19 protein-coding genes, 1 tRNA gene, 2 pseudogenes and 1 other annotated feature are annotated in these 19,232 nt (G+C 59.9%); of the genes and pseudogenes, 14 read left to right on the plus strand and 8 right to left on the minus strand.

What is annotated here, in order from left to right; genetic code table 11:
* The first annotated feature begins 8 nt into the window (after nucleotides 1-8).
* Nucleotides 9-569, plus strand: coding sequence for a MogA/MoaB family molybdenum cofactor biosynthesis protein (locus VLL26_RS01065; RefSeq protein WP_342319300.1), 561 nt, complete (start codon nucleotides 9-11; stop codon nucleotides 567-569).
* Nucleotides 570-610: 41 nt separating this feature from the next.
* The gene (locus VLL26_RS01070; RefSeq protein WP_342319301.1) at nucleotides 611-769 is read left to right on the plus strand and encodes a hypothetical protein; all 159 of its coding nucleotides are present in this window, start codon (nucleotides 611-613) and stop codon (nucleotides 767-769) included.
* Nucleotides 770-782: 13 nt separating this feature from the next.
* On the opposite strand, the gene mscL is transcribed toward VLL26_RS01070, so the two are convergent.
* From mscL to VLL26_RS01085, 3 genes are read right to left on the minus strand one after another with little or no spacing between them, the layout of a single operon-like run.
* A complete protein-coding gene (gene mscL / locus VLL26_RS01075; protein ID WP_342319302.1) occupies nucleotides 783-1,214 on the minus strand; it encodes a large-conductance mechanosensitive channel protein MscL in 432 nt (143 codons plus the stop codon).
* A gap of 49 nt (nucleotides 1,215-1,263) precedes the next feature.
* On the minus strand, nucleotides 1,264-1,881 hold the full coding sequence (locus VLL26_RS01080) for an SAF domain-containing protein (protein ID WP_342319303.1): 618 nt from the start codon (nucleotides 1,879-1,881) through the stop codon (nucleotides 1,264-1,266).
* Nucleotides 1,882-1,888: 7 nt separating this feature from the next.
* A complete protein-coding gene (locus tag VLL26_RS01085) occupies nucleotides 1,889-2,464 on the minus strand; it encodes a 5-formyltetrahydrofolate cyclo-ligase (protein ID WP_342319304.1) in 576 nt (191 codons plus the stop codon).
* A 67-nt stretch (nucleotides 2,465-2,531) separates the two neighbouring features.
* Between VLL26_RS01085 and VLL26_RS01090 the strand changes: the two genes are divergently transcribed.
* From VLL26_RS01090 to VLL26_RS01110, 5 genes are all read left to right on the plus strand, one after another.
* Entirely contained in the window at nucleotides 2,532-3,458 is a 927-nt protein-coding gene (locus VLL26_RS01090; RefSeq protein WP_342319305.1) for a UTP--glucose-1-phosphate uridylyltransferase, read from the plus strand.
* Between the two features lie 2 nt (nucleotides 3,459-3,460).
* Nucleotides 3,461-4,714, plus strand: a complete 1,254-nt coding sequence (gene glp, locus VLL26_RS01095; RefSeq protein ID WP_342319306.1) for a gephyrin-like molybdotransferase Glp — start codon at nucleotides 3,461-3,463, stop codon at nucleotides 4,712-4,714.
* Nucleotides 4,715-4,716: 2 nt separating this feature from the next.
* On the plus strand, nucleotides 4,717-5,379 hold the full coding sequence (locus VLL26_RS01100; RefSeq protein ID WP_342319307.1) for a GNAT family N-acetyltransferase: 663 nt from the start codon (nucleotides 4,717-4,719) through the stop codon (nucleotides 5,377-5,379).
* A gap of 68 nt (nucleotides 5,380-5,447) precedes the next feature.
* Entirely contained in the window at nucleotides 5,448-6,509 is a 1,062-nt protein-coding gene (glpR, locus tag VLL26_RS01105) for a gephyrin-like molybdotransferase receptor GlpR (protein WP_342319308.1), read from the plus strand.
* Between the two features lie 76 nt (nucleotides 6,510-6,585).
* Nucleotides 6,586-6,661 (plus strand) — tRNA-Ala (locus VLL26_RS01110).
* Nucleotides 6,662-6,761: 100 nt separating this feature from the next.
* Here the strand turns inward: VLL26_RS01110 and VLL26_RS01115 are convergent.
* Nucleotides 6,762-6,902 carry a hypothetical protein gene (locus VLL26_RS01115; protein WP_342319309.1) on the minus strand — a complete coding sequence of 47 codons (141 nt, stop codon included), beginning with the start codon at nucleotides 6,900-6,902 and terminating at the stop codon, nucleotides 6,762-6,764.
* Nucleotides 6,903-6,920: 18 nt separating this feature from the next.
* Here VLL26_RS01115 and VLL26_RS01120 point away from each other — a divergent pair, with 18 nt between their 5' ends.
* Together VLL26_RS01120 and VLL26_RS01125 are read left to right on the plus strand one after the other, a co-directional pair.
* Nucleotides 6,921-7,160 carry a hypothetical protein gene (locus VLL26_RS01120; protein ID WP_342319310.1) on the plus strand — a complete coding sequence of 80 codons (240 nt, stop codon included), beginning with the start codon at nucleotides 6,921-6,923 and terminating at the stop codon, nucleotides 7,158-7,160.
* A gap of 110 nt (nucleotides 7,161-7,270) precedes the next feature.
* Nucleotides 7,271-8,535, plus strand: a pseudogene (locus tag VLL26_RS01125) (IS3 family transposase).
* Nucleotides 7,561-7,692: a sequence feature (AL1L pseudoknot), on the plus strand. Its footprint overlaps the pseudogene before it by 132 nt.
* Nucleotides 8,536-8,622: 87 nt before the next feature.
* Here the strand turns inward: VLL26_RS01125 and VLL26_RS01130 are convergent.
* Together VLL26_RS01130 and VLL26_RS01135 are read right to left on the minus strand one after the other, a co-directional pair.
* Nucleotides 8,623-8,910, minus strand: coding sequence for an META domain-containing protein (locus tag VLL26_RS01130; protein ID WP_342319311.1), 288 nt, complete (start codon nucleotides 8,908-8,910; stop codon nucleotides 8,623-8,625).
* A gap of 449 nt (nucleotides 8,911-9,359) precedes the next feature.
* Nucleotides 9,360-11,216, minus strand: coding sequence for a phosphoenolpyruvate carboxykinase (GTP) (locus VLL26_RS01135; RefSeq protein WP_342319312.1), 1,857 nt, complete (start codon nucleotides 11,214-11,216; stop codon nucleotides 9,360-9,362).
* Nucleotides 11,217-12,217: 1,001 nt separating this feature from the next.
* Here VLL26_RS01135 and VLL26_RS01140 point away from each other — a divergent pair.
* Entirely contained in the window at nucleotides 12,218-13,273 is a 1,056-nt protein-coding gene (locus tag VLL26_RS01140; protein ID WP_342319313.1) for a zinc-dependent alcohol dehydrogenase family protein, read from the plus strand.
* Between the two features lie 19 nt (nucleotides 13,274-13,292).
* Here VLL26_RS01140 and VLL26_RS01145 read toward each other — a convergent pair whose 3' ends face one another.
* Entirely contained in the window at nucleotides 13,293-13,892 is a 600-nt protein-coding gene (locus tag VLL26_RS01145) for a DNA-3-methyladenine glycosylase I (RefSeq protein WP_342319314.1), read from the minus strand.
* A 65-nt stretch (nucleotides 13,893-13,957) separates the two neighbouring features.
* Here VLL26_RS01145 and VLL26_RS01150 point away from each other — a divergent pair, with 65 nt between their 5' ends.
* A complete protein-coding gene (locus VLL26_RS01150) occupies nucleotides 13,958-14,365 on the plus strand; it encodes a DoxX family protein (protein ID WP_342319315.1) in 408 nt (135 codons plus the stop codon).
* The gene (locus VLL26_RS01155) at nucleotides 14,358-14,987 is read left to right on the plus strand and encodes a zf-HC2 domain-containing protein (protein WP_342319316.1); all 630 of its coding nucleotides are present in this window, start codon (nucleotides 14,358-14,360) and stop codon (nucleotides 14,985-14,987) included. Before VLL26_RS01150 ends, VLL26_RS01155 begins: the two co-directional genes overlap by 8 nt.
* Here the strand turns inward: VLL26_RS01155 and VLL26_RS01160 are convergent.
* On the minus strand, nucleotides 14,974-16,548 hold the full coding sequence (locus tag VLL26_RS01160; protein ID WP_425292276.1) for a dolichyl-phosphate-mannose--protein mannosyltransferase: 1,575 nt from the start codon (nucleotides 16,546-16,548) through the stop codon (nucleotides 14,974-14,976). The two genes, VLL26_RS01155 and VLL26_RS01160, sit on opposite strands and share 14 nt — an antisense overlap.
* A gap of 51 nt (nucleotides 16,549-16,599) precedes the next feature.
* Between VLL26_RS01160 and rsmI the strand changes: the two genes are divergently transcribed.
* Both rsmI and VLL26_RS01170 read left to right on the plus strand, forming a co-directional pair.
* Nucleotides 16,600-17,436, plus strand: coding sequence for a 16S rRNA (cytidine(1402)-2'-O)-methyltransferase (gene rsmI / locus VLL26_RS01165; RefSeq protein WP_342319317.1), 837 nt, complete (start codon nucleotides 16,600-16,602; stop codon nucleotides 17,434-17,436).
* 64 nt (nucleotides 17,437-17,500) lie between these two features.
* Nucleotides 17,501-19,219: pseudogene (locus VLL26_RS01170) on the plus strand (BCCT family transporter).
* The last annotated feature ends 13 nt before the right edge of the window (nucleotides 19,220-19,232 follow it).

Raw genomic sequence — 19,232 nt, forward strand, 5'->3', positions numbered from 1 at the left:
AGATCGCCATGCCGAACTCGCTCGATACGCTTGACCTCAACGAGCCAGACGAATCAGTCCTCCTGGCAGCCGAGCTTGAGGCGCAGCCACTGACCCCGCGTGCCTTGGTAGTGCTCGTGTCCGATCACCGCTTCGAGGCGAAGGATGACGACACTGACCGTCTCATCTGCGAACTTCTCCAGGAATATAATTTCACCGTCGACGCGGTTGTGCGTGTGAAGTCGAAAAAGGCGGCGATCCGGAAAGCGATTGAGACGGGTGTGGTCGGCGGTGTCGACCTTGTGCTTACCCTCGGGGGCACCGGCGTCGGACCGCGCGATAAGACCCCAGAGGCGACGCGCGCGGTCATCGACACCCTGGTGCCGGGTGTGGGACAAGCGATCCGCTCCTCGGGCCAAGCCTGCGGTGCCGTGGATGCCTGCACTTCCCGCGGTATCTGCGGTGTGTCCGGTTCCACCGTGGTCGTTAACTTGGCGCCGTCGCGTCAAGCGATCCGCGACGGTGTATCCACCTTCGCGCCTTTGGTTACTCATTTGATCAGCGACTTAAACAGGTACTCGCTGGCGTGAGCAAGTATTCGGGGCCGCGGCAAAGGAGAAGGGCCCGCAGGGTGTCGGACGTTGATTATGACCGCCTGGCCGATAGTCCGGCTGAGCGGCCCTCAGCAGACGAACAACGTCGGGTGATCCTCGACGAGGACGAACCACCAGCGCTTGATCAGCTTCAATACTGGGAAAACGAAAAGCCCCCGCATTACGGGGGCGAGTAGGGCTACCTAGAAGCTAGGCATCCTTGGGTGGGGTGGTACCCGCTTGAGCCGGGGACTGGCCAGCGAGAAGATCGCGGATCTCGGTGAGCAGCTCGGTATCAGTCGGGGCCGGCTCGTCCTCGGAAATACCGCGGCGGCGCTTCTGCATCTGGTCCAGCTTATTCATCGGGGCGACGATGCAGAAGTAGACAACTGCGGCGATCAGCAGGAAGTTGATGATCGCGGTCAGCAGCATGCCGAAGTCGAGCGCGGTGTCGGGGCGGCCCGGGATGACCGGAACCTTAAGGCCGCCGACTTCGGCGCCACCGAAGATATTGAGCAAGGGGTTGATGATGGCGTCGGAAAACGCCGTGACAACCGCGGTGAATGCGGCACCGATGACGACACCGACAGCCAAGTCGATGACGTTGCCACGCAAAATAAACTCTTTGAAGCCGTTGAGCATTTTTCTCCTTGATGAACCTGTTAATAAAGTTTTGGGCGTTTAACAGTGACTATAGCGTGCGGCCGTCCAAAACTACGGTCAATGGAGTTCCCAGCGAGGCCGCAGCCACTGCCTTAGCCTGCGAATCGGGCAGGAGCAACAACACTGTGGAGTCGTGCTGACCTGCAACAACTACTTTTCCACCCTCGGCAACGATGAGAGGTGCCCCCGATTTTTCTTGCAGGGAGATTACGCTCACACCCGCGCCGTGGTGCAGCATAGGAATGATGTCAGGCTCCGCCAACACCACCGGAACTAGCGTATAGGAGCTGCCCTCCGCGCCCTGTGGGACAAGACCGGCGGTGAGATCTGGGCCCACCAAGCGCGTCGTCGTGACAACTTCACCGGCCGCCGCTTCAGCCGCGAGGATCTTGCCCTCGGCCTCAGCGGGAGAGAAAACAGCTCGCTCGGGAACGACGCTGCTGGGCAGTCTTTTGCGCGTCACGTCCCCCGTTTCAATGACGGCTCCGGCGTCAACGTCGCGGGCGAAGACCGTGACTTCGGGCGCAGCGGTGCGTGAGGTGACTCCGCTTAAGGCTGCTGCGAACAGCAGGGCCGCGGCGGCCGCACGGCGAACCAACGTAGCCCGACGGTGGCCAGGGGTGCGCAGAAGATCCAACAGTTTCATACCCCCTTTAGACTGCGCCAAGCACCGTCCGGTTCCCGCCCGGGGTAATAATCACCCCTACCGGAACATCGAATTGATCATGGGGGACTTCGGCGACGAGGTCGTCGTCGTAAAGCAAGGCGGCAAGCGGCACGTCGATCCCCCTCAACGCCCGGTCGTAATAGCCCGCGCCCTTACCCAAGCGCATACCGTGCTTATCGACGGCCAACGCCGGAACCAACACCACATCGCACGAGCGCAGCACATGAGAGTTGAAGCGGGCACCGTTCGGGTAGGAGACGCCGAAGGCATCGATGCTGAAGGAAGGGGAATAGGAAGCCCAGGCAAGGACGCCTTGTGTCAACGAGATAGGCAAAAATAGCCTTCTGCAAACACCCGCGAGGCGAGGGACAAGGAAGTCCCCGCCCGGCTCAGAAGGCAAAGGGTTGTAGGCGGCAACATTGCCCGTCAAGCCGGAATCGCACAAGTAAGAAACGGTATTGGCCACAAGCTGCTCGTCGAGGCGGCGCTTGGTGGCCGGGTCGGCTGCCAGGAAGCGTCGAGAAGCGAGGCGTTCTTTACGGACCTGCTGTTTAGTGGGCACACACACATCCTTACACGCACGGGTCAAAGGCGCTAAAGGGTGGGAAAGGGCTGTAAGCTCACCCATTATGCAGAATTCCACGCAGAATCCGGTCAAAACCGTCGTTGTCCCAGCAGCTGGCATGGGGACGAGGTTTTTGCCCGCGACGAAAACGGTTCCTAAGGAGCTGTTGCCGGTGGTGGATACCCCGGGCATCGAGCTGATCGCTGAGGAAGCGGCGCAGCTCGGTGCGCAACAAATGGTGGTGGTCACCGCCCCTGACAAACAGGAAATCATGCGTCACTTCGGCACCTTTGAGCAATTGTGCGAAACCTTGCGGGAACGCGGCAAGGATGAACAGGCGCAGAAGGTGGCCAAAGCAGCGGACCTAATCAACGCAGTTGCGGTGGAACAAGAAAAGCCGCTGGGCCTTGGTCACGCCGTGGGATGCGCTGAGTCCATGTTGGGCCAAGACGAGGACGTCGTGGCTGTCATGTTGCCGGATGATTTGGTGTTGCCGTTTGGCGTGATGCAGAAGATGGTCGAGGTACGCGCCCGGCTCGGCGGTTCAGTGTTATGTGCCTTTAACGTCACTCGTGAGGAAGTGTTCAACTACGGGGTGTTCGACGTGGAAGATGCGGGGGAGTCCTTCGCGGGTTTCGAAGTCAAGCGGGTACGCGGAATGGTGGAAAAACCAGCACCGGCAGAAGCCCCGTCGACACTGGTGGCAACAGGACGCTACTTGTTGGACCGCGGCATTTTCGCTGCGTTGCGTCAGATCACCCCGGGCAAAGGTGGGGAGCTGCAGCTTACGGATGCGATCGAGTTGATGATTAGTCAGGGGCACCCCGTACACATCGTGGTCCATGAGGGCAAGCGCCACGATTTGGGGAATCCGGGCGGCTACATTCCGGCGAATGTTGATTTCGGTTTGCGGCATGAAAAGTACGGCCCGGCGCTGTACTCGGCGCTGAAGAAGATCATCAGCGAGTTCGAAGCGGAGAACCTGCAGTAGCGATGCGCAGTGTGAACGATCAGTTGGCGATAGTGCTCGACGCCGCGCCGACACCGGAGCCGATCCGCGTCAGTATTGCGGACGCGTTGGGTTTGATGTGCGCAGAGGAGGTCACTTCATCGCGCTCCCAACCGGGCTTTGCCCAGGCTGTGGTCGATGGCTACGCGGTGCGCGCAGTCGACGTCGGCGGGGGAGTTGCGCTGGGGGCGAAAATGGATGCGCAACACGCACCTTCGTTGCCGGTTGTCGGTGAAGTTGAAGCAGGCTCGCGCAAACCGCTGCGTTTGCAGCCCCGCCAAGCGGTGCGCGTGGCCACGGGGGCGCCATTGCCGACGCTTGCCGACGCCGTCTTGCCCCTCGAGTGGACCGACCGCGGCCGCAAACGCGTCACCGCCACCCGCGCTGTACGCTCCGGCGACTTCGTGCGTCGAGAAGGCGACGACGTACAGCCAGGAGATTTGGTTGTGCGAGCCGGGACGGTGCTCGGGCCCGCCCAAATCGGGCTGTTGGCGGCGGCGGGGCGAGACAAGGTGCTTGTCTCCCCACGCCCACGGGTAGCCGTGATGTCCTTCGGACTTGAACTGGTAGACATTGATCGCGACCCCGGACTAGGCAACGTCTACGACGTTACCTCTTATGCCCTCACCGCCGCCGCGCGTGAAGCTGGCGCAGACGCGCAGCGCGTCGGCATCATCAACGCTGAACCCCGCAAGCTGAAAGAAACCATTGCCACCCAGCTCGCCCGCAGCGAAATGGTGGTCATCGCTGGTGCCGTCGGAGGCAGCGGGGCAATGGCTGTCCAGCAGGTGCTCGCGGAACTTGGCGAGGTGGACACCACTCGCGTAGCCATGCACCCCGGCTCAGTCCAAGGCTTCGGACTCATGGGCACAGAGCGCACCCCAGCTTTCCTTCTACCCTCAAACCCGGCAGCCGCACTGGTGATCTTCGAAACGATCATCCGCCCAGCGATCCGCCGCTCGCTGGGCAAACAAGAACCGAAGCGCCGAGCAGTCCAAGCACGCTCCCTGGGCCCAATCCAATCGATCCCGGGCCGTCGCGGCTTCATCCGCGCCCGCCTCATGCGCGATATGGAAACGGGGGACTACCTCGTTCAAGCGCTTGGGGGCCCGCAAGGTCCACCCGCCCACCTTCTGGCCGGCTTTGCCGACGCGAACGCGATAATTGAGCTGCCCGAGGAGGTCAGCGAGGTCCGCCCCGGCGACATCGTCGACGTGATTTTCCTGCAACAAAGGTAGCCATGTTCGGTTCCACCGCACCGGGGTGGCCGGAAGCATCTCCAACGCTCCTGCTGCCGGATCACTCACACGTGCGCCTGCGTCCCCTGCGGCGCGCCGACGGCAAAGATTGCACCCGGATGCGCACTGTCGACGAGCAATGGCTCCGGCCTGTAGAACCAACAGTCGAAGGGAGCTGGAAAGACGCTCACAGCCTTGCCGCGTGGCGAAAAAACTGGTCACAACTACGCGCTATGGCGGTGCAGGGAATCGTCGTTCCGCTTGCCATCGAACTTGACGGTTCCTTCGTGGGGCAAGTCACCCTAGGAAACATTCAGCACGGCGCAGTGAGCGAATGTTGGATCGGCTACTGGGTTCACTCCGCGTTTATGGGGCGCGGGATCGCCACGGCGGCGTGCGGATTGGGCACCGATCACGCTCTCACGCGCGTCGGCCTGCACCGCGTGACGGCGACCTTTCTGCCGGACAACCCGGCCTCAGGTCGGGTGTTAGCGGCCAACGGGTACCGCAAGGAAGGCTATCTGCGGCGAAACCTACACATCGACGGGAAGTGGCGCGACCACCATCTCGTGGCCATCAACAGGGAGGACTTTTCAACAACCGCAGTCAACCGCCTCATCGACGCAGGCAAGGTTCGCCCCCTCCGGCGTGGCTCAACAGGATAGAGCCCGACGGAAGATAGCCTTAGAGACTCGCAAGCTCGCCAGTTCACTCGAAGAAAGGTGACCGCCTCATGGGCAGCCTCAGCCTGATCATCGTCTTGATCGTTGTCGTGTGGGTAATCGTGCTCGCACCGATGGTGCTGGGCAATAACAAGCCCATCCGCCGCTCCGGCGAGGGCTATGAGGAAACGCGCGTGCTGCACACCGGCGACGGAGAACCTTTCGCCGGACGTCCCCGGCCCCGCTTGACCAAAGCAGACATCCACCGCTTCGACGAGCAAGATGACCAGGACTACGAAATCGTGGAGCCTGGAGAGCACTCCGTGCTTATCGACGTCCCCAGCACCGCCCCGGACACCCCCGACGAAAACACGACAATCGACGGCGAAGTCATCACACCCGAAACAGGCGATTCGACCGAGCTGCCCCTTCTGCAGCAAGAAGAAGTGCAGGAGGAAGCTGAAGACACCGTAGACGCCGAAGACACCGTAGACGCCGTAGTCGCCGAAGATGCGGGTGAGCCTTACCCACTCGAGGACTCCTACCTGTCTCCCGGCGACTATGGTTACGACACTGCGTCGGCTCCGCAAGACGCGTCGGAAGCAGAAAACGCCTCCAGCGCGGAAACGGAGCCACAGCAGCAAACCCAAGCCGGGGAGGACTCCGAGCCCACAGAAGAAGACATCGAGTTCGCCCGCGCCCGCCGTGGCCGCGGCGGGTGGGACCCCGAGCGCGAAAAGCGCTCCAAGGCAGACAAGTTCAAGCGCCGGCAGCGCACCCTCCTCGGCCTGATCATCGCCGACGTAATCACCTTCGTTGCAGCTTTCGTAGCCGGAGGATGGGTCTGGGCCCTGCCAGCAGTCACCGTCGGCCTGACCATGTGGTTTATGGTGGTGCTACGCGGAGTCGTCCGCCAAGAGCGCGCCTTGCACGCCCGCCGAGTACGCCAACTGCGGCGCGCCCGCATGGGAGCGATCTCCGGCGACAAGGACGCACCTATTCCGCACTACCGCCGCCGACCAGGCGCCGTCATCGTCGAGATGGACGACGAAAGCCCCGACTTCACCCAGTTGCCCTACCACCAGCTTGACGAGGCAATACCCACCCCCGAAACCCCAGCGCGCGCCAGCTAAAACCCAAGCGCCAAAACACATCCCTGCCTGCACGGTTTCGTCTCTACCGCCGGGCAGGAGTAACCTCATCGGCATTGGGGCTATAGCTCAGTTGGTAGAGCGTCGCGTTCGCAATGCGAAGGTCAGGGGTTCAATTCCCCTTAGCTCCACCACTAGGACGCCCATTGTGATACATAGTGGGCGTCCTTTTCTGTGTCCCTTGGGTTCCGCGTTTTACCTGGTATTTCGCGGGGGTTTGAGGGGTTTTCTTTTTTACGGGGCCGGGTGGGAGCGGTGCTGGTGGTGGTCTGTGACGAGGAAAGTGCCGCGGTCGCCCTTGTCAGTGCGGCTGATCGGGGCCTTGTCAGCGCTCTTTGAAAAGTAGCCCAAAACGCTTTTCGAAAAATAGCCCATCCGAAAAAGATTGGATGGGTGATTTCTTTGGATCAATGGGCTCAAATTCGGTTCCCGCGTGGGCAGGGACTGTCAATCAGGAAGATCGCTGAGGAAGTCGGTTGCGCGAAGAAAACCGTTGAACGCGCGCTGGCGTCTGACTCTCCCCCGAAGTACTCGCCGCGCCCGGTTAGGTCAACGAGTTTCGACGCTTACGAGCCGGCAGTGCGCACGTTGTTGGCCGACTCACCCCGGTTGAACGCGAAAGTCATCGCTTAGCGCGTCGGGTGGGAAGGCTCGGAATCATGGTTCCGCAAAAACGTAGCCAAAATTGAGGCGGCCTGGGTTGGTCGGAGACTAGGTTTTACCCGAGGAGGACGATCAGCATCATGGCACGGCCCAGCAAGTACGACACCGCTACCCAAGAACGCGCGGTACGTATGTACTTCGAACGTCTCGAAGACGGCGACATCTCCAAGGCAGCCGCCCGCCGAGAGATCGGCGAACTGCTCGGCGTAAAGGAATCCACTCTGCGCAACTGGATCCGAAAACAGGAAAAGCAGGAACAAGCACCCCAGCCCGGCTCCCTGTCCTACGAGCAGCTCCAGGCTGTCTACGAGGAGCAGGCCAAGGAAGTCGCCAAACTGCGACGAGCCAATGAGATCCTCAAGACGGCGTCAGCTTTTTTCGCCCAAGCGGAGCTCGACCGCAAACTTCGGTAGTCGTGGATTTCATCTGCACCTACCGGAACCGTTTCGGGGTCGAGCCAATCTGCGAAACCTTGACTGCCCACGGCATTGCGATTGCCCCGAGCACCTTCTACGCCCACCAGTCCCGCGGCTTCGGCCCCACCGGAGCCGAACTCGACGAAGCGTACGCCGCCTACCGCATCTACCGACTGTGGGAGGAAAACCGCAAGGTCTATGGCCGGCGCAAGCTCTGGAAAGCAGCCATCCGTGACGGCATGCTTATTGGTCGTGACCAGGTGGAACGGCTGATGAAGATCACCGGCATCCGCGGTGTGTCCCGCGGAATGCACCGCAAGAAGACGACCGTGGCCAATCCTGCGCACCGTCGGCACCCGGACCGAATAGGCCGTCGGTGGAGGTATCCGTCGCATCCGGATCAGTGGTGGATCGCGGACTTCACCTACGCCTGGACGCGGGAGGGATTCTGCTACGTCGCCTTCATCGTCGACGCCTACTTGCGGCAGGTCCTCGGCTGGGTCCTCACCACGGTGATGGACACCACGATGGTGCTCATGGCCCTGGAACACGCGTTATTCAGCCGCAGACGCACCCGCATGGATTTCACCGCCACCGGCATCGTCTATCACTCGGACGCCGGGGCGCAATACACCTCGCTGGCGTTCACCGACGCGCTGGCAGACGCCGGACTCCAGGGCTCGATCGGCTCGGTCGGTGATGCTCTGGACAACGCGATGATGGAGTCGACGATCGGGCTGTACAAGACTGAGCTCATCGACGTCGATCCCGCACGCACATAAAGGGATGCCCGGAAGGTCGAAACGGAAACGGCCTCGTGGGTCTACTGGTACAATCACCAGCGTCTGCACTCGTCGATCGGTGACGTTCCCCCGATCGAATACGAGCAGGACTACGAGGAATTCAACACCACTCGAAAAGCCCAGTAAGGCTTTTACCCGTAGTCACCGAAAAACTCAGGCCGATTCAGAAAGTAAAGGCTCCCGCCTAAAAAGTGTTTGTTGGTTCGGGGCCTGTTAGCCGTTGAACTGGGTGAGTTTGCCTACCTCTTTGCCGTCTGTGTCGAAGAAGACGAGTTCGGAGTTCGAGAGTTTCGCCGTCGCAGCAGTGCTGAGCCACGTATCGATGCCCTCGCAGTATTTCAAGGTTGTGGCCATATCAAGCGCAACGGTGCGGGCGTTTTCCTTCCAGCGACCGGTGAGGAGATTGCAGCCGTCTGAACCCGATAAATGGCCATTTCTTCCGAAAGTGATTGAGGGTTTGCCGTCTGTTCCAGGTTCACTGCCCCAAGTGGTGTCGGACACTGATGAATCGGTGGTGCTGCATGCGCTTAGACTGAGCAAAGCTGCGGCGATAAGGAAAAGCGCAGATACGCCATCTCGAACTGATAAATGTTGGCCCAAACGAAAAACTCGTGACATGGCTTGATCTTAGCGCCGGCAACGCTGCGGTATCCGAGGAAAGCTCCCCTTGGCCCAAGACTCGCTCAGGCGCGCGGGGGTTGCTGGCGCTGAGCCCTTGCGGGTATCAGAGCGGTCAGCTAAACGATGTCGGGAGTGCCGGGGTGGCCGATGGGTTAGGTCCCAGCATGCGGAGGCGTTGTTTGGCTTTCGGCTCGTCAGAGTAGTTGAGGTGTTTTGGGGGCTACCCCAGCTACGGTAAATCAGTTTTCAAGCTTCGACGCGTGTAAGGTGCGCCATAAACGCCACGGCGCCGCTTACACGCGTGTTTCGGGGAGGAAACAGAAGTTGGGTTATTCGGCGTTTTCTACTGCTGCTGCGACTCGTTCGTGAGCTTCCCAGATCTCCTCCGGGAGGTTTTCAAACTGTTCGAGGTGTTCGCGGCGCGCCTGCATTTCTTTGACCCACAGGTCCTTGTCGATTCGGAGGATTTCTTCGAGATCTGCGCGACTGCCTTTGAATCCGGTGAGGTTGAGTTCTTCAATCAGCGGCACAGTACCCACCGGGGTCTGTTTGCCTGTGACGCGCCCTTCTTTGAGATCGAGAAGCCACAGTAGTGCGCGCAGGTTTTCGCGGTAGCCTGGCCAGCGGTAATGTCCGTCCTCCGGGTCGCGTTGGAACCAGTTGACGTGGGCAAAGATTGGTGTGTGGGTAGCTTCACCGATGATTTTCAACCAGTGCTGAGCGTATTCGCCTTCGGGGTAGGACATGAATGGGCGCATGGACATGGGGTCGTATCGCAGCACTCCTTCCTTGCCTTCGGCGGCGAATGTCGCTTGCGCGCCGAGCGTCAAGCCGTCATAGACGCCCTCGGCAATGTCAGAAATCGCGCGGATCAAAGGTTCACGGTTTGCCACTCGGCCACCGAAAATGATCGCGTCGATCGGCACACCGGCAGGCTCGTCATAGTCGGGGCCAACATTGGGAATGTTCGCGAGGGTTGTGGTGAACCGTGAGTTCGGATGGGCCCATTCATCGCCCTTTGCCTTCGAGCGTTGACGTTGAGCCGGGCGAGCTGAGATCAGCTCACCTTTCCAGTCCAACCAACCGCTGACATCTTCGGGATAGTCCGGTGTTTTACCTTCCCACCACAGTTCTTGTAGCTCCGGGTTGTAGGCGACGTTTGTGAATAGGGTGCCAGTGCCGGGAGCCAGTGACTCCATCGCGGTGGGGTTTGTGTCCCAGTTCGTGTCTTTGGCGACGCCGAAGGCACCAAATTCGGGGTTCATTCCGTACAGTTTGCCGTCCTTGGGGTCGACGCGTAGCCACACGATGTCGTCTCCGTAGAAATGGACCTCGTAGCGGTCACCTAAACCTTCGGGCGGGAGCATCATCGCAAGGTTTGTCTTGCCTGAAGCCGAAGGAAATCCACCGCACATGTAGTAAGTGCGGTCTTTCTGTTTGTCTTTGATGCCGATGAGCATGAACTGTTCGCCGAGGAACTCGCCGGAGAACCACCCGTCGAAGGATCCTTGACGCAGTCCGTGGGCAATTTTGCCCAACAGTGCATTTCCGCCGTAAGAGGAACCAAAGTGCAAAATGGTGCGTTTATCAGCAACGGTGGCGAATAAGCGCTTATCCTCATCAGTGCCTTGGCCAAGGTTTTCCAAGTCCCCTGTGACGTGGACAGCTCGTACAAACATTGCCGGATCGGCAAGGTCATTCATGTACTGCACGCCCACACGAGCCATACGAATCATGTGGATAGCCACAGTGCGGTTATCGGTCAACTCCACGCCGCGCGCGTACTTTTCAAGTGGTGAGCCGACGGGAGCCATGAGGTAGGGAACTACGTACATGGTTTTACCCCGTGAGGCGCCACGCATGTTTTGCAGCTGAACCTCGGTTACTTCGGCGGCGTCACGCCAGTTGTTGTACACGCCAGCATCGCTGGGGCGGTGGGTGGCGACGACTGTGCGCTCCTCAGAGCGTGCGGTGTCTTTGTAGTAGGAACGAGAGTAGTAGCGGTCTTTACCGGCTGGGAAAATCTCGCCAGCAGCTAAAGCTTCGTTGACGATGCGTTCATCGTCGGATGCATCAATGACTTCGATGTTGTCGGGCTCGGTGATGTTCGCCCAGTACTCGACGTATTCTTCAACGGCTGGGTTGCGCAGTCCTGAGGCCCGAAGGATGCCGGGAATGTCTTTCATATAGTTCCTTCCCAAATTCACTGCCGCACACAGGCAGTTTTATCTGTTGTTGCACCAAGGCGGTGGGTGACCTGCGGTTGACAGGTTTCACAGCCATCTGAGTAAGCACTATCGACGCTTCGGAGGATTATCAGCCCCCTTTGAGCCTTCGTCAATGCCATTCGCGGAAGTGTGAAACCCTCCTTCAGTTCTTTCACTATGGCATACCGAACAAAAAAGTTCGCGGATTTGAAATTTTCGTGTGTGGAACGGTCGAACTCGCAAGCTTCCAGCTTCATCGCCCATTGCACTCTCCCGGGTTTTGTCCTGGCTGTTGTGAAAGGACATGGGATATGCCGAAGATGCATTAACAGTCATTCAAAAAAGGACAATGGCCGTCTCCCGTGTAACAAGCCAATGAAATAACCCCGAAGTGGGGTACCAACAACCCCATCATCCTTCGCTCTACAACGTGTGAGGTTCCCAAGAGTTAGGCGGTAGGTTGTGGCGGGGAGCGTACCGCGAAAGCCCTCGTTAATCGGCGCATTGTGTCGTCACGCGTCCGGCGAGGAGGAGAAACGGGTGATCTGTGCCAGTTGGATCGTCGCTAATCCAGGTCAGCCAGAGCTGTTGCTATTTATCTCAGCTCGACGAGGCCGTCTTTGCAGTTCCTTTAGCGCCCCACGTAAGTCTGCGGGCCGCGGACGGTTTGTGCGCGGGACGTGCAGGCTGCGGGACGAAAAACAAGATGCGTGGCCAAGGGGTATGCAATCAACGCGATGGTGGAGTCCGATCGGCCCCCATTTTTGGCTCGCAGCGACCAGGTCGGTTGGCCTATTCGGCAGTTGATGGGCCCTCAGGCACGCCTTTGTGGGGCGCGGGCAAACCCACGGCGGGACTGAAACTTTTGTGCTGAAAAATACCGCCTTGTGGGCCGGGTTGTACCCCGATAGGGTAGTGAATGAGTCGACTCAAACAACTCGTCATTCGCTGCTTGAACGTGACCGCCAAGGAGTCAAACAATGAAGGCAATGGTCTACCGTGGCCCAGGAAAACCCAGTTGGGAAGATGTACCAAAACCGGAGCTGAAACACCCTACCGACGTGATTGCGAAGGTGCTCACCACCACGATTTGCGGAACTGACCTCCACATCCTCAAAGGCGATGTGCCGGCGGTTGAAGACGGCCGGATTCTCGGCCACGAAGGTGTCGCTGAGATCACTGAGGTGGGAGAAGCGGTCACGGAGTTGAAGGTGGGCGACAAAGTCATCATTTCGGCTGTGACGTCCTGCGGGAAGTGCTCGAATTGCCGCAAGAATCTGCAAAGCCACTGCCTTGCTGATGAAGGAGCATCCGGGATCGGCTGGATTTTCGGGCATCTCATCGACGGCACCCAGGCGGAGTACGTGCGTATCCCGTTTGCTGAAAGCTCAGTCCAGAAACTTCCTGAGGGAGTCTCCCCGGAAGAAGCGACGATGATCAGCGACATCCTGCCCACAGGCCATGAACTCGGAATCCTCTACGGGCGTGTCAAAGCAGGTGACGTCGTTGTCGTCATCGGTGCCGGCCCGGTGGGTCTGGCGGCCATCACAACATCCCAGCTCTACGGGCCCAGCCGCGTCATCGCCGTGGACTTGGACGCTAACCGGATCGAGCAGGCCAAGAGATTTGGTGCAACTGACGGGGTGCTGTCCTCCGACGATGATTGGAAGGAGCAGATCATGGCCATGACGGACGGCCTCGGCGTCGATGTCGCCATTGAGGCCGTGGGGATTCCTGCAACATGGGATATGTGCCTTGAAGTCGTCCGCGCTGGTGGAACCGTTGCCAACGTCGGTGTGCACGGGACAGCGGTGGAGTTTCCGCTGCAGGATCTGTGGATCGAAAACCTCACGATCACCACGGGTCTGGTCAACACTGACACAGCTCCGATGCTGACCAAGCTGCTCGCGCAGCGCAGGATCGACGTGTCTGGCTTCATCAGCCACCGTTTCGAGTTCAATGAGTTTGAAAAGGCCTATGAGGTGTTCAGCAACGCTGCTGAAACCAAGGCTCTCAAAGTCATCATCAACGCCTAAAACACAGGTCCGTGAAGGACTAAAGCGGCCACACCCCGGAAGCGCCACGGCGCCAGGTGCCCACCAAGTTGGTGTCGATGATGCCTGTGGATTCCATCAGCGCATACATCGTCACCGGGCCGACGAAGGTAAACCCGCGCCGCTTTAGCTCTTTGGCTAGCGCCTCGGACTCTGGGGATTGCGATGCAACGTCCTCGGCGGTTTCTGGTTCCGGGGTGCGTTCGGGTTGGAAAGACCAGACGAGCCGCGCCAGGTCGGTTCCCTGGCTACGCAGGGCGATGGTGGCGCGGGCGTTGGTGAGCACCGCGTTGAGTTTTTTAGGGTTGCGGATCAAGGTGGCGTCGTCAAGCAAATGCTGCGTGCTGGACATCGCGGCAACAGCGTCTGGGTCGAAGTGGAAAAACGCTTCCCGCAGGGCCTGCCGTTTCTGCAAAATCAACTTCCAGGACAAACCGACCTGGAAACCCTCCAAACAGATCCTCTCGAACATCCCGCGCTCATCGCGAACCGGCAAGCCCCATTCAGTGTCGTAGTATTCGCGCAGCATCTCATCGTGCGCCGCCCACGGCGGCCGCGCCAGACCGTCATCGCCCACCACGGGGCCGCAATATTCGGACATATCTTCTTAGACTCTCCTCGCGCCTGTGTGGTTCCCCTTGGTCACCATTCTGTAGTCTTACAGCCATGAACAGGCCTGCGGTTCGAGACTTCGCGCTCCTTGTCGTGCGTATCATCACCGGAGCTGTTTTCGTCGCCCGCGGCTACCGCGGCTGGTTCGAGGTGGGAATCGCCGGCACCGCCACACGTTTAAGCGAATCTGGGGTGCCGCAGCCGAAACTCTCGGCCTACCTGGCCAGCACCGTCGAGCTCATCGGAGGGGCGCTGTTGATCATTGGGTTGCTAAGCACTCTGGTGGCGAGCATTGTGGCGCTACTGGTTGTCGCCGCGGCCTACTTTGTGCATCTCAACCACGGATTTTTCGTCGAGGCTGGTGGCGTTGAGTATCCGATGGTGCTTGCCGCTGCTCTTTTTATGGTCGTCGTTTTCGGCCCGGGGCGCGTCAGCCTGGATAAGGTTTTGACCCGTGCTTAGCCACAGCGAAGTCCAGGCGGCGCTTTCGGCTCGTCTCGACGGGGAAGAAGCACCGCTTGACGACGCCATCGTCGACGCCCACCTCGAACATTGCGACCAGTGCCGAGCATTTTGGGAGCGCCTGCTGACCTTAAGTGACAACCTTGACTTAGGTGAGTGCTTGGCGCCACCTGCGGACCTGTCCGAAGTCATCCTCGCTAGTGTCGAGGCGAAGTGGTACCGCTTCGCGCAGCGTCGGGCTGTCGCCCTCTCTTTGGGTCGCGTGGCGTTGGCCACCATGGCGTTGGTGTGGGCGGCGTGGGCAGTGCGTTTTTTGGTGGCGGCTCCTGAGGCATCTCCGGATCCCGCCGCGCTGCGCCTCGGGGTAGCCAGCGCGTTGGCCTTCGCCGCTTGGAAAACCGACCAGATCCCCGGCATATTGCTGATCATCGGGTCCATGTTCACCTTCACCATCGGCTTCGCCGTGCGTGATTGGTTGCTTTACTCGCCGGCAGGTCTCGGCGGGCACGTAATGGTCCTTTTGGCGACACTCCTCGCCCTGCTGGCCACCTGGGTCGTTGACCGCGGCGCGGATTTGCGCCGCGCCTGGCGCATGCTCAGCGCTGAACCTACGTCCAGCTAGGCAGCCACATCAGGGACTGGTAGTAGCCCTCCGGCACGCGCATACCGTAGAAGATCGGCGACCAGTAGAGGAAGGCCGCCACCACCGCGGACATGTAGATGATGACTGCGACTTGGCCCGTCGAGAGTTGTATGCCGGCAAGTTTGCGCAGCACGGGGCTGTTCACTGGCCTGCCCCGGCTGGCTACCGAGCCAAGCGCAAGGGCCAAAAGTACCGCGGTGAAGGGAACGAGCGCCGTGGCGTAAAAGAAATACATCTGGCGATCAAAGGCCACCAACCACGGCACAAAACCCGCCGCGAAGGCGACCAAAGGGATAATCACGCGAGTGTCGCGGCGCACGATCCAGGAATACACAGCCCACAAAAGCACCGGGATGGTCAGCCACCAAATCACGGGGGTGCCAAACAAGAAGATCATCTCCCGACACGTGCCGACGCGGCAGTCGATGTCAGTCGAGGAGTAGTAGAGGATCGGGCGGGCGGCCACGAGCCACGCCCACGGCTTCGAGTCCCACGGGTGGGAATGCCCGCCTGACGACGTCAGGGAACCGTGGAAGTCCAAAACGGAGAAATGGTAGTACAACCAAGCGCCTATCGTGTCGGGCAGAAGCTGGAGCAGAGGCCAGGAACTCTCCGAGATTGTGCCGTCGGCAGCCGCGTGGCGGTAAACCGAGGTTTCCGAAGCAAACCAGGCACGCCACGACCAGACATAAATGGCCGCGGGAAGAAGGACCAAAGAAGCCACAGATGAAGGCACGTCGCGGAAAAGGGCACCGGCCACTGGCTGGCGCACGCCGTAGCGAGCACGCAACCAGACGTCCCAAAACGCGCTCAATAAGCCGAAAGACACAATGTAATACAGGCCGGACCACTTCACCGCGAGAGCCAGCCCCAGCAAGACACCCGTTGCAAAGCGCCACCACCGAAAGCCCAAGCGAGGCCCAAAATCGCTGGTGATATGCGCATCATGCATCCGCTGATGCACTTGTCTCATGTCTCCGGCCAACGTCCACGACGCCGCCACAATAAACAGCACCTGGAAAATGTCGAGCATGCCGAACTTCGCGGAAACAAGCAGCACTCCATCAGCCGCGGCGATAATCCCGGCGAGTGTGGCCAACGACGTCGACTGGGTGAGCCGGCGGCACAGCAAGAAAACGAAGGAGACGACGGCAGTGCCGAACAGGGCTGTCATCAAACGCCAACCCAAAGGGGTATAGCCGAACAGACTCTCACCCAGCGCCAGCAGTTGCTTGCCCAACGGCGGGTGCACGACAAGCCCGAAGCCGGGGTTCGACTCCACGCCGCCCAACACCGGGTTGATGTAGGAGCGCACCATGTCCCACGCCTGCGGCGCGTAGTGCTTCTCGTCGAAAATGGGGGTGCCCCCGGCAGTAGGCATGGTCAAACCGATCAACCGTGTCACCAGGGTAAGAGCCGTGATCACGACGAGGTGGGAAGTGTCGCGCCGCGACCACGGCACCCACACTGGTGCACTGGGTGCGGGGGCACGGCCAGCGGGGCGTCGACGGGTGGCGGTGGCAGATGCAGATGCAGTCACGTCTGGGATACTACTGCCCCGCGGCAATAAGCTGTGCCATGCTTGGTGTCCATGAGCGCAATAGTGGTGGCGGCTACCCCGCTGGGCAACATTGACGACGCCTCCCCGCGGCTGAAGCAAGCGTTGGCGGACGCGGATGTTATCGCCGCGGAAGACACACGACGCACGCGGGCGCTCGCAGCGGCGCTCGGCGTGGAGATCAGCGGTCGCGTCGTGTCCAACTTCGACCACAACGAAGACCGCCGCGTCGAGGAGCTGCTCACCGCGGCGCGGCGCGGCACGGTGCTGGTGGTGACGGACGCGGGCATGCCCATCGTCTCCGACCCAGGTCACAGCTTGGTGGCGGCCGCACACGACGCCGGCATCCCAGTCACCTGCATCCCGGGGCCGTCGGCAGTTACGACAGCTTTGGCTCTTTCCGGGCTCAACGTTGGACGCTTCATCTTTGACGGATTCGTCCCCAGAAAACCCGGGCCGCGGCGCAGCTGGCTTGAGTCTTTGAAAAATGAGCAACGCGCGGTGTGCTTCTTTGAGTCCCCGCATCGCATCGAAGCCACGCTTCGCGACGCCGCCGACATCCTCGGAAAGACACGCCGCGTTGCGGTATGCCGTGAACTGACCAAAACCTTCGAGGAGGTCAAACGCGGCCAACTTGGTGAGATAGCGGAGTGGGCCAGCACGGGATTACGCGGGGAAATTACCGTAGTTCTCGAGGGTGGGGAGTTAGCTTCTGCGGAACCCGAGGACCTAGTCGATGCCGTGTTGGAGCAGGTGCGTGCTGGCGTGCGCCTTAAAGATGCTGTGAAGGAGATCGCCCGAGCGCATGGGGTGAAAAATCGGGAGCTGTACGAAGAAGCGCAGCAGGCGAAGGACGCGGAAGGTTTCTAAATGTCCGTGAAGTAAGTTAGCCTACCTTCAGTTTTACCTGTCAGGTGCATTGAAGAAGGAGTGAATCCGCTTGGCTCACAACAGCAACGAGCCGCAGACTTCGGCAGCGAGCGAGCTAGCCGAACTCATCGAGGCAGATGAGCGCAAGGCGCTGCCTCCTGAAGAAAATGTTGTCTCCCAGGCAGACGTCAAAGACGCCCCGATCGACTGGACGATCATCGCGCCGCTGGTTGTGATTGTCGCGGGCATCGTTTTGTGGGGCCTATTCGGACCCGAGAGCTTCTCGGCATTTTCCGACTGGTCTTTTAACTGGGTCATCACCAATCTCGGGTGGGCGTTCGTCTTATTCGGCACAGTTTTCGTGTTCTTCGTCATCACGATCGCCTTCCTGCCTTTTGGACAAATCCGCCTAGGTGGGCCTGATGAGGGCCCGGAGTTTCGCACATCCTCTTGGATTTCGATGATGTTCGCCGCTGGCATGGGCATCGGCCTGATGTTCTACGGTGCATCAGAACCGTTGGCGATGTATCGCAACGGGGTCCCGGGGCGCGATAAACACGAGGTAGGCACCGCCATGGCGCAGACCATGTTCCACTGGACCCTGCACCCGTGGGCCGTTTACGCCATCCTCGGACTAGCCATCGCGTATTCCACTTTCCGGCGCGGCCGAAAGCAGCTTTTGTCCAGCGCCTTCGTTCCGCTGCTTGGGGAGAAGGCCGCCAACGGGCCATTGGGCAAAATGATCGACGGCTTCGCCATCTTCGCCACAATCTTCGGCACAGCCTGCTCCCTGGGTCTGGGCGCTTTGCAGATCACCTAGGGGCTTCAGGCCTCCGGCTTCGTCGAGTCTCCCTCTACTACCCTGACCGTCGGCATTATCTCAGTGCTCACTTTGGCATTTCTCCTATCCGCCATGTCCGGCGTCGGCCGCGGCATCCAGTGGCTGTCCAATATCAACATGGTCTTTGCTTGCGTGATCGCAATTTTCGTCTTCGTTGTTGGTCCGACCGTGAGCCTGCTCAACATGCTGCCGACCGCGATTGGAAGCTACCTCGATCAGTTTTTCCTCATCGCGAGCCGTACAGCATCTAGCGCGGACGGTACCGCTGGTGAGTTCTTGTCCTCGTGGACCATTTTCTACTGGGCATGGTGGATTTCTTGGTCGCCGTTCGTGGGCACATTCCTGGCGCGCATTTCACGGGGCCGCACCATTCGCGAGTTTTGTCTTGGAGTGTTGCTTGTCCCGGCAGCCGTCTCAACGGTTTGGTTCGCCATCTTCGGCGGCGCCGCCATCAGGCTGGAACAGATCGGCGAGTCCATTTATGGCGCTGGGGTGGCTGAGGAGCAGCTCTTTAGCCTCCTGCACACCTTTCCAGGCGGTTTCGCCGTGGGCGTTCTCGCGCTGGTCCTGCTGGGCACCTTTTTCATCACATCGGCGGATTCCGCTTCCACCGTGATGGCGTCGATGTCTCAAAACGGAAAAACGGATGCCACCCCATGGCTGGCCGGCATCTGGGGTCTAGGTACCGCCTTCGTCGGCCTGACCCTTTTGGTTGTTGGCGGCGAGGACGCACTATCCTCTCTGCAGTCGGTGACCATTGTGGCGGCCACTCCGTTCCTACTAATTTTGATCGCGCTCATGTTCGCAATAGTCAAAGACGTGTCCAACGACGTGATTTATCTTGATAAGAAGGAAACTGAGCGTTTCGCTCGCCAACTGGCTATTGAACGCCGCCATCACCGGGAGCGTAAGCAACGCGAAGCAAGGCGGAAGGTTAAATAGCGGGCGCGTTATC

Source organism: Corynebacterium sp. BD556, assembly GCF_038452275.1.
Taxonomy (GTDB): Bacteria; Actinomycetota; Actinomycetes; order Mycobacteriales; family Mycobacteriaceae; genus Corynebacterium; species Corynebacterium mayonis.

Excerpts from the sequence above, each read along its gene's own strand:
- VLL26_RS01080 (WP_342319303.1), bottom strand. The coding sequence starts at position 1,881 with ATGAAACTGTTGGATCTTCTGCGCACCCCTGGCCACCGTCGGGCTACG.
- VLL26_RS01115 (WP_342319309.1), bottom strand. The coding sequence starts at position 6,902 with ATGGGCTATTTTTCGAAAAGCGTTTTGGGCTACTTTTCAAAGAGCGCT.
- VLL26_RS01135 (WP_342319312.1), bottom strand. The coding sequence starts at position 11,216 with ATGAAAGACATTCCCGGCATCCTTCGGGCCTCAGGACTGCGCAACCCA.
- VLL26_RS01065 (WP_342319300.1), top strand. The coding sequence starts at position 9 with ATGCCGAACTCGCTCGATACGCTTGACCTCAACGAGCCAGACGAATCA.
- VLL26_RS01140 (WP_342319313.1), top strand. The coding sequence starts at position 12,218 with ATGAAGGCAATGGTCTACCGTGGCCCAGGAAAACCCAGTTGGGAAGAT.
- VLL26_RS01090 (WP_342319305.1), top strand. The coding sequence starts at position 2,532 with ATGCAGAATTCCACGCAGAATCCGGTCAAAACCGTCGTTGTCCCAGCA.
- VLL26_RS01145 (WP_342319314.1), bottom strand. The coding sequence starts at position 13,892 with ATGTCCGAATATTGCGGCCCCGTGGTGGGCGATGACGGTCTGGCGCGG.
- glpR (WP_342319308.1), top strand. The coding sequence starts at position 5,448 with ATGGGCAGCCTCAGCCTGATCATCGTCTTGATCGTTGTCGTGTGGGTA.
- VLL26_RS01100 (WP_342319307.1), top strand. The coding sequence starts at position 4,717 with ATGTTCGGTTCCACCGCACCGGGGTGGCCGGAAGCATCTCCAACGCTC.
- mscL (WP_342319302.1), bottom strand. The coding sequence starts at position 1,214 with ATGCTCAACGGCTTCAAAGAGTTTATTTTGCGTGGCAACGTCATCGAC.
- glp (WP_342319306.1), top strand. The coding sequence starts at position 3,461 with ATGCGCAGTGTGAACGATCAGTTGGCGATAGTGCTCGACGCCGCGCCG.
- VLL26_RS01150 (WP_342319315.1), top strand. The coding sequence starts at position 13,958 with ATGAACAGGCCTGCGGTTCGAGACTTCGCGCTCCTTGTCGTGCGTATC.
- rsmI (WP_342319317.1), top strand. The coding sequence starts at position 16,600 with ATGAGCGCAATAGTGGTGGCGGCTACCCCGCTGGGCAACATTGACGAC.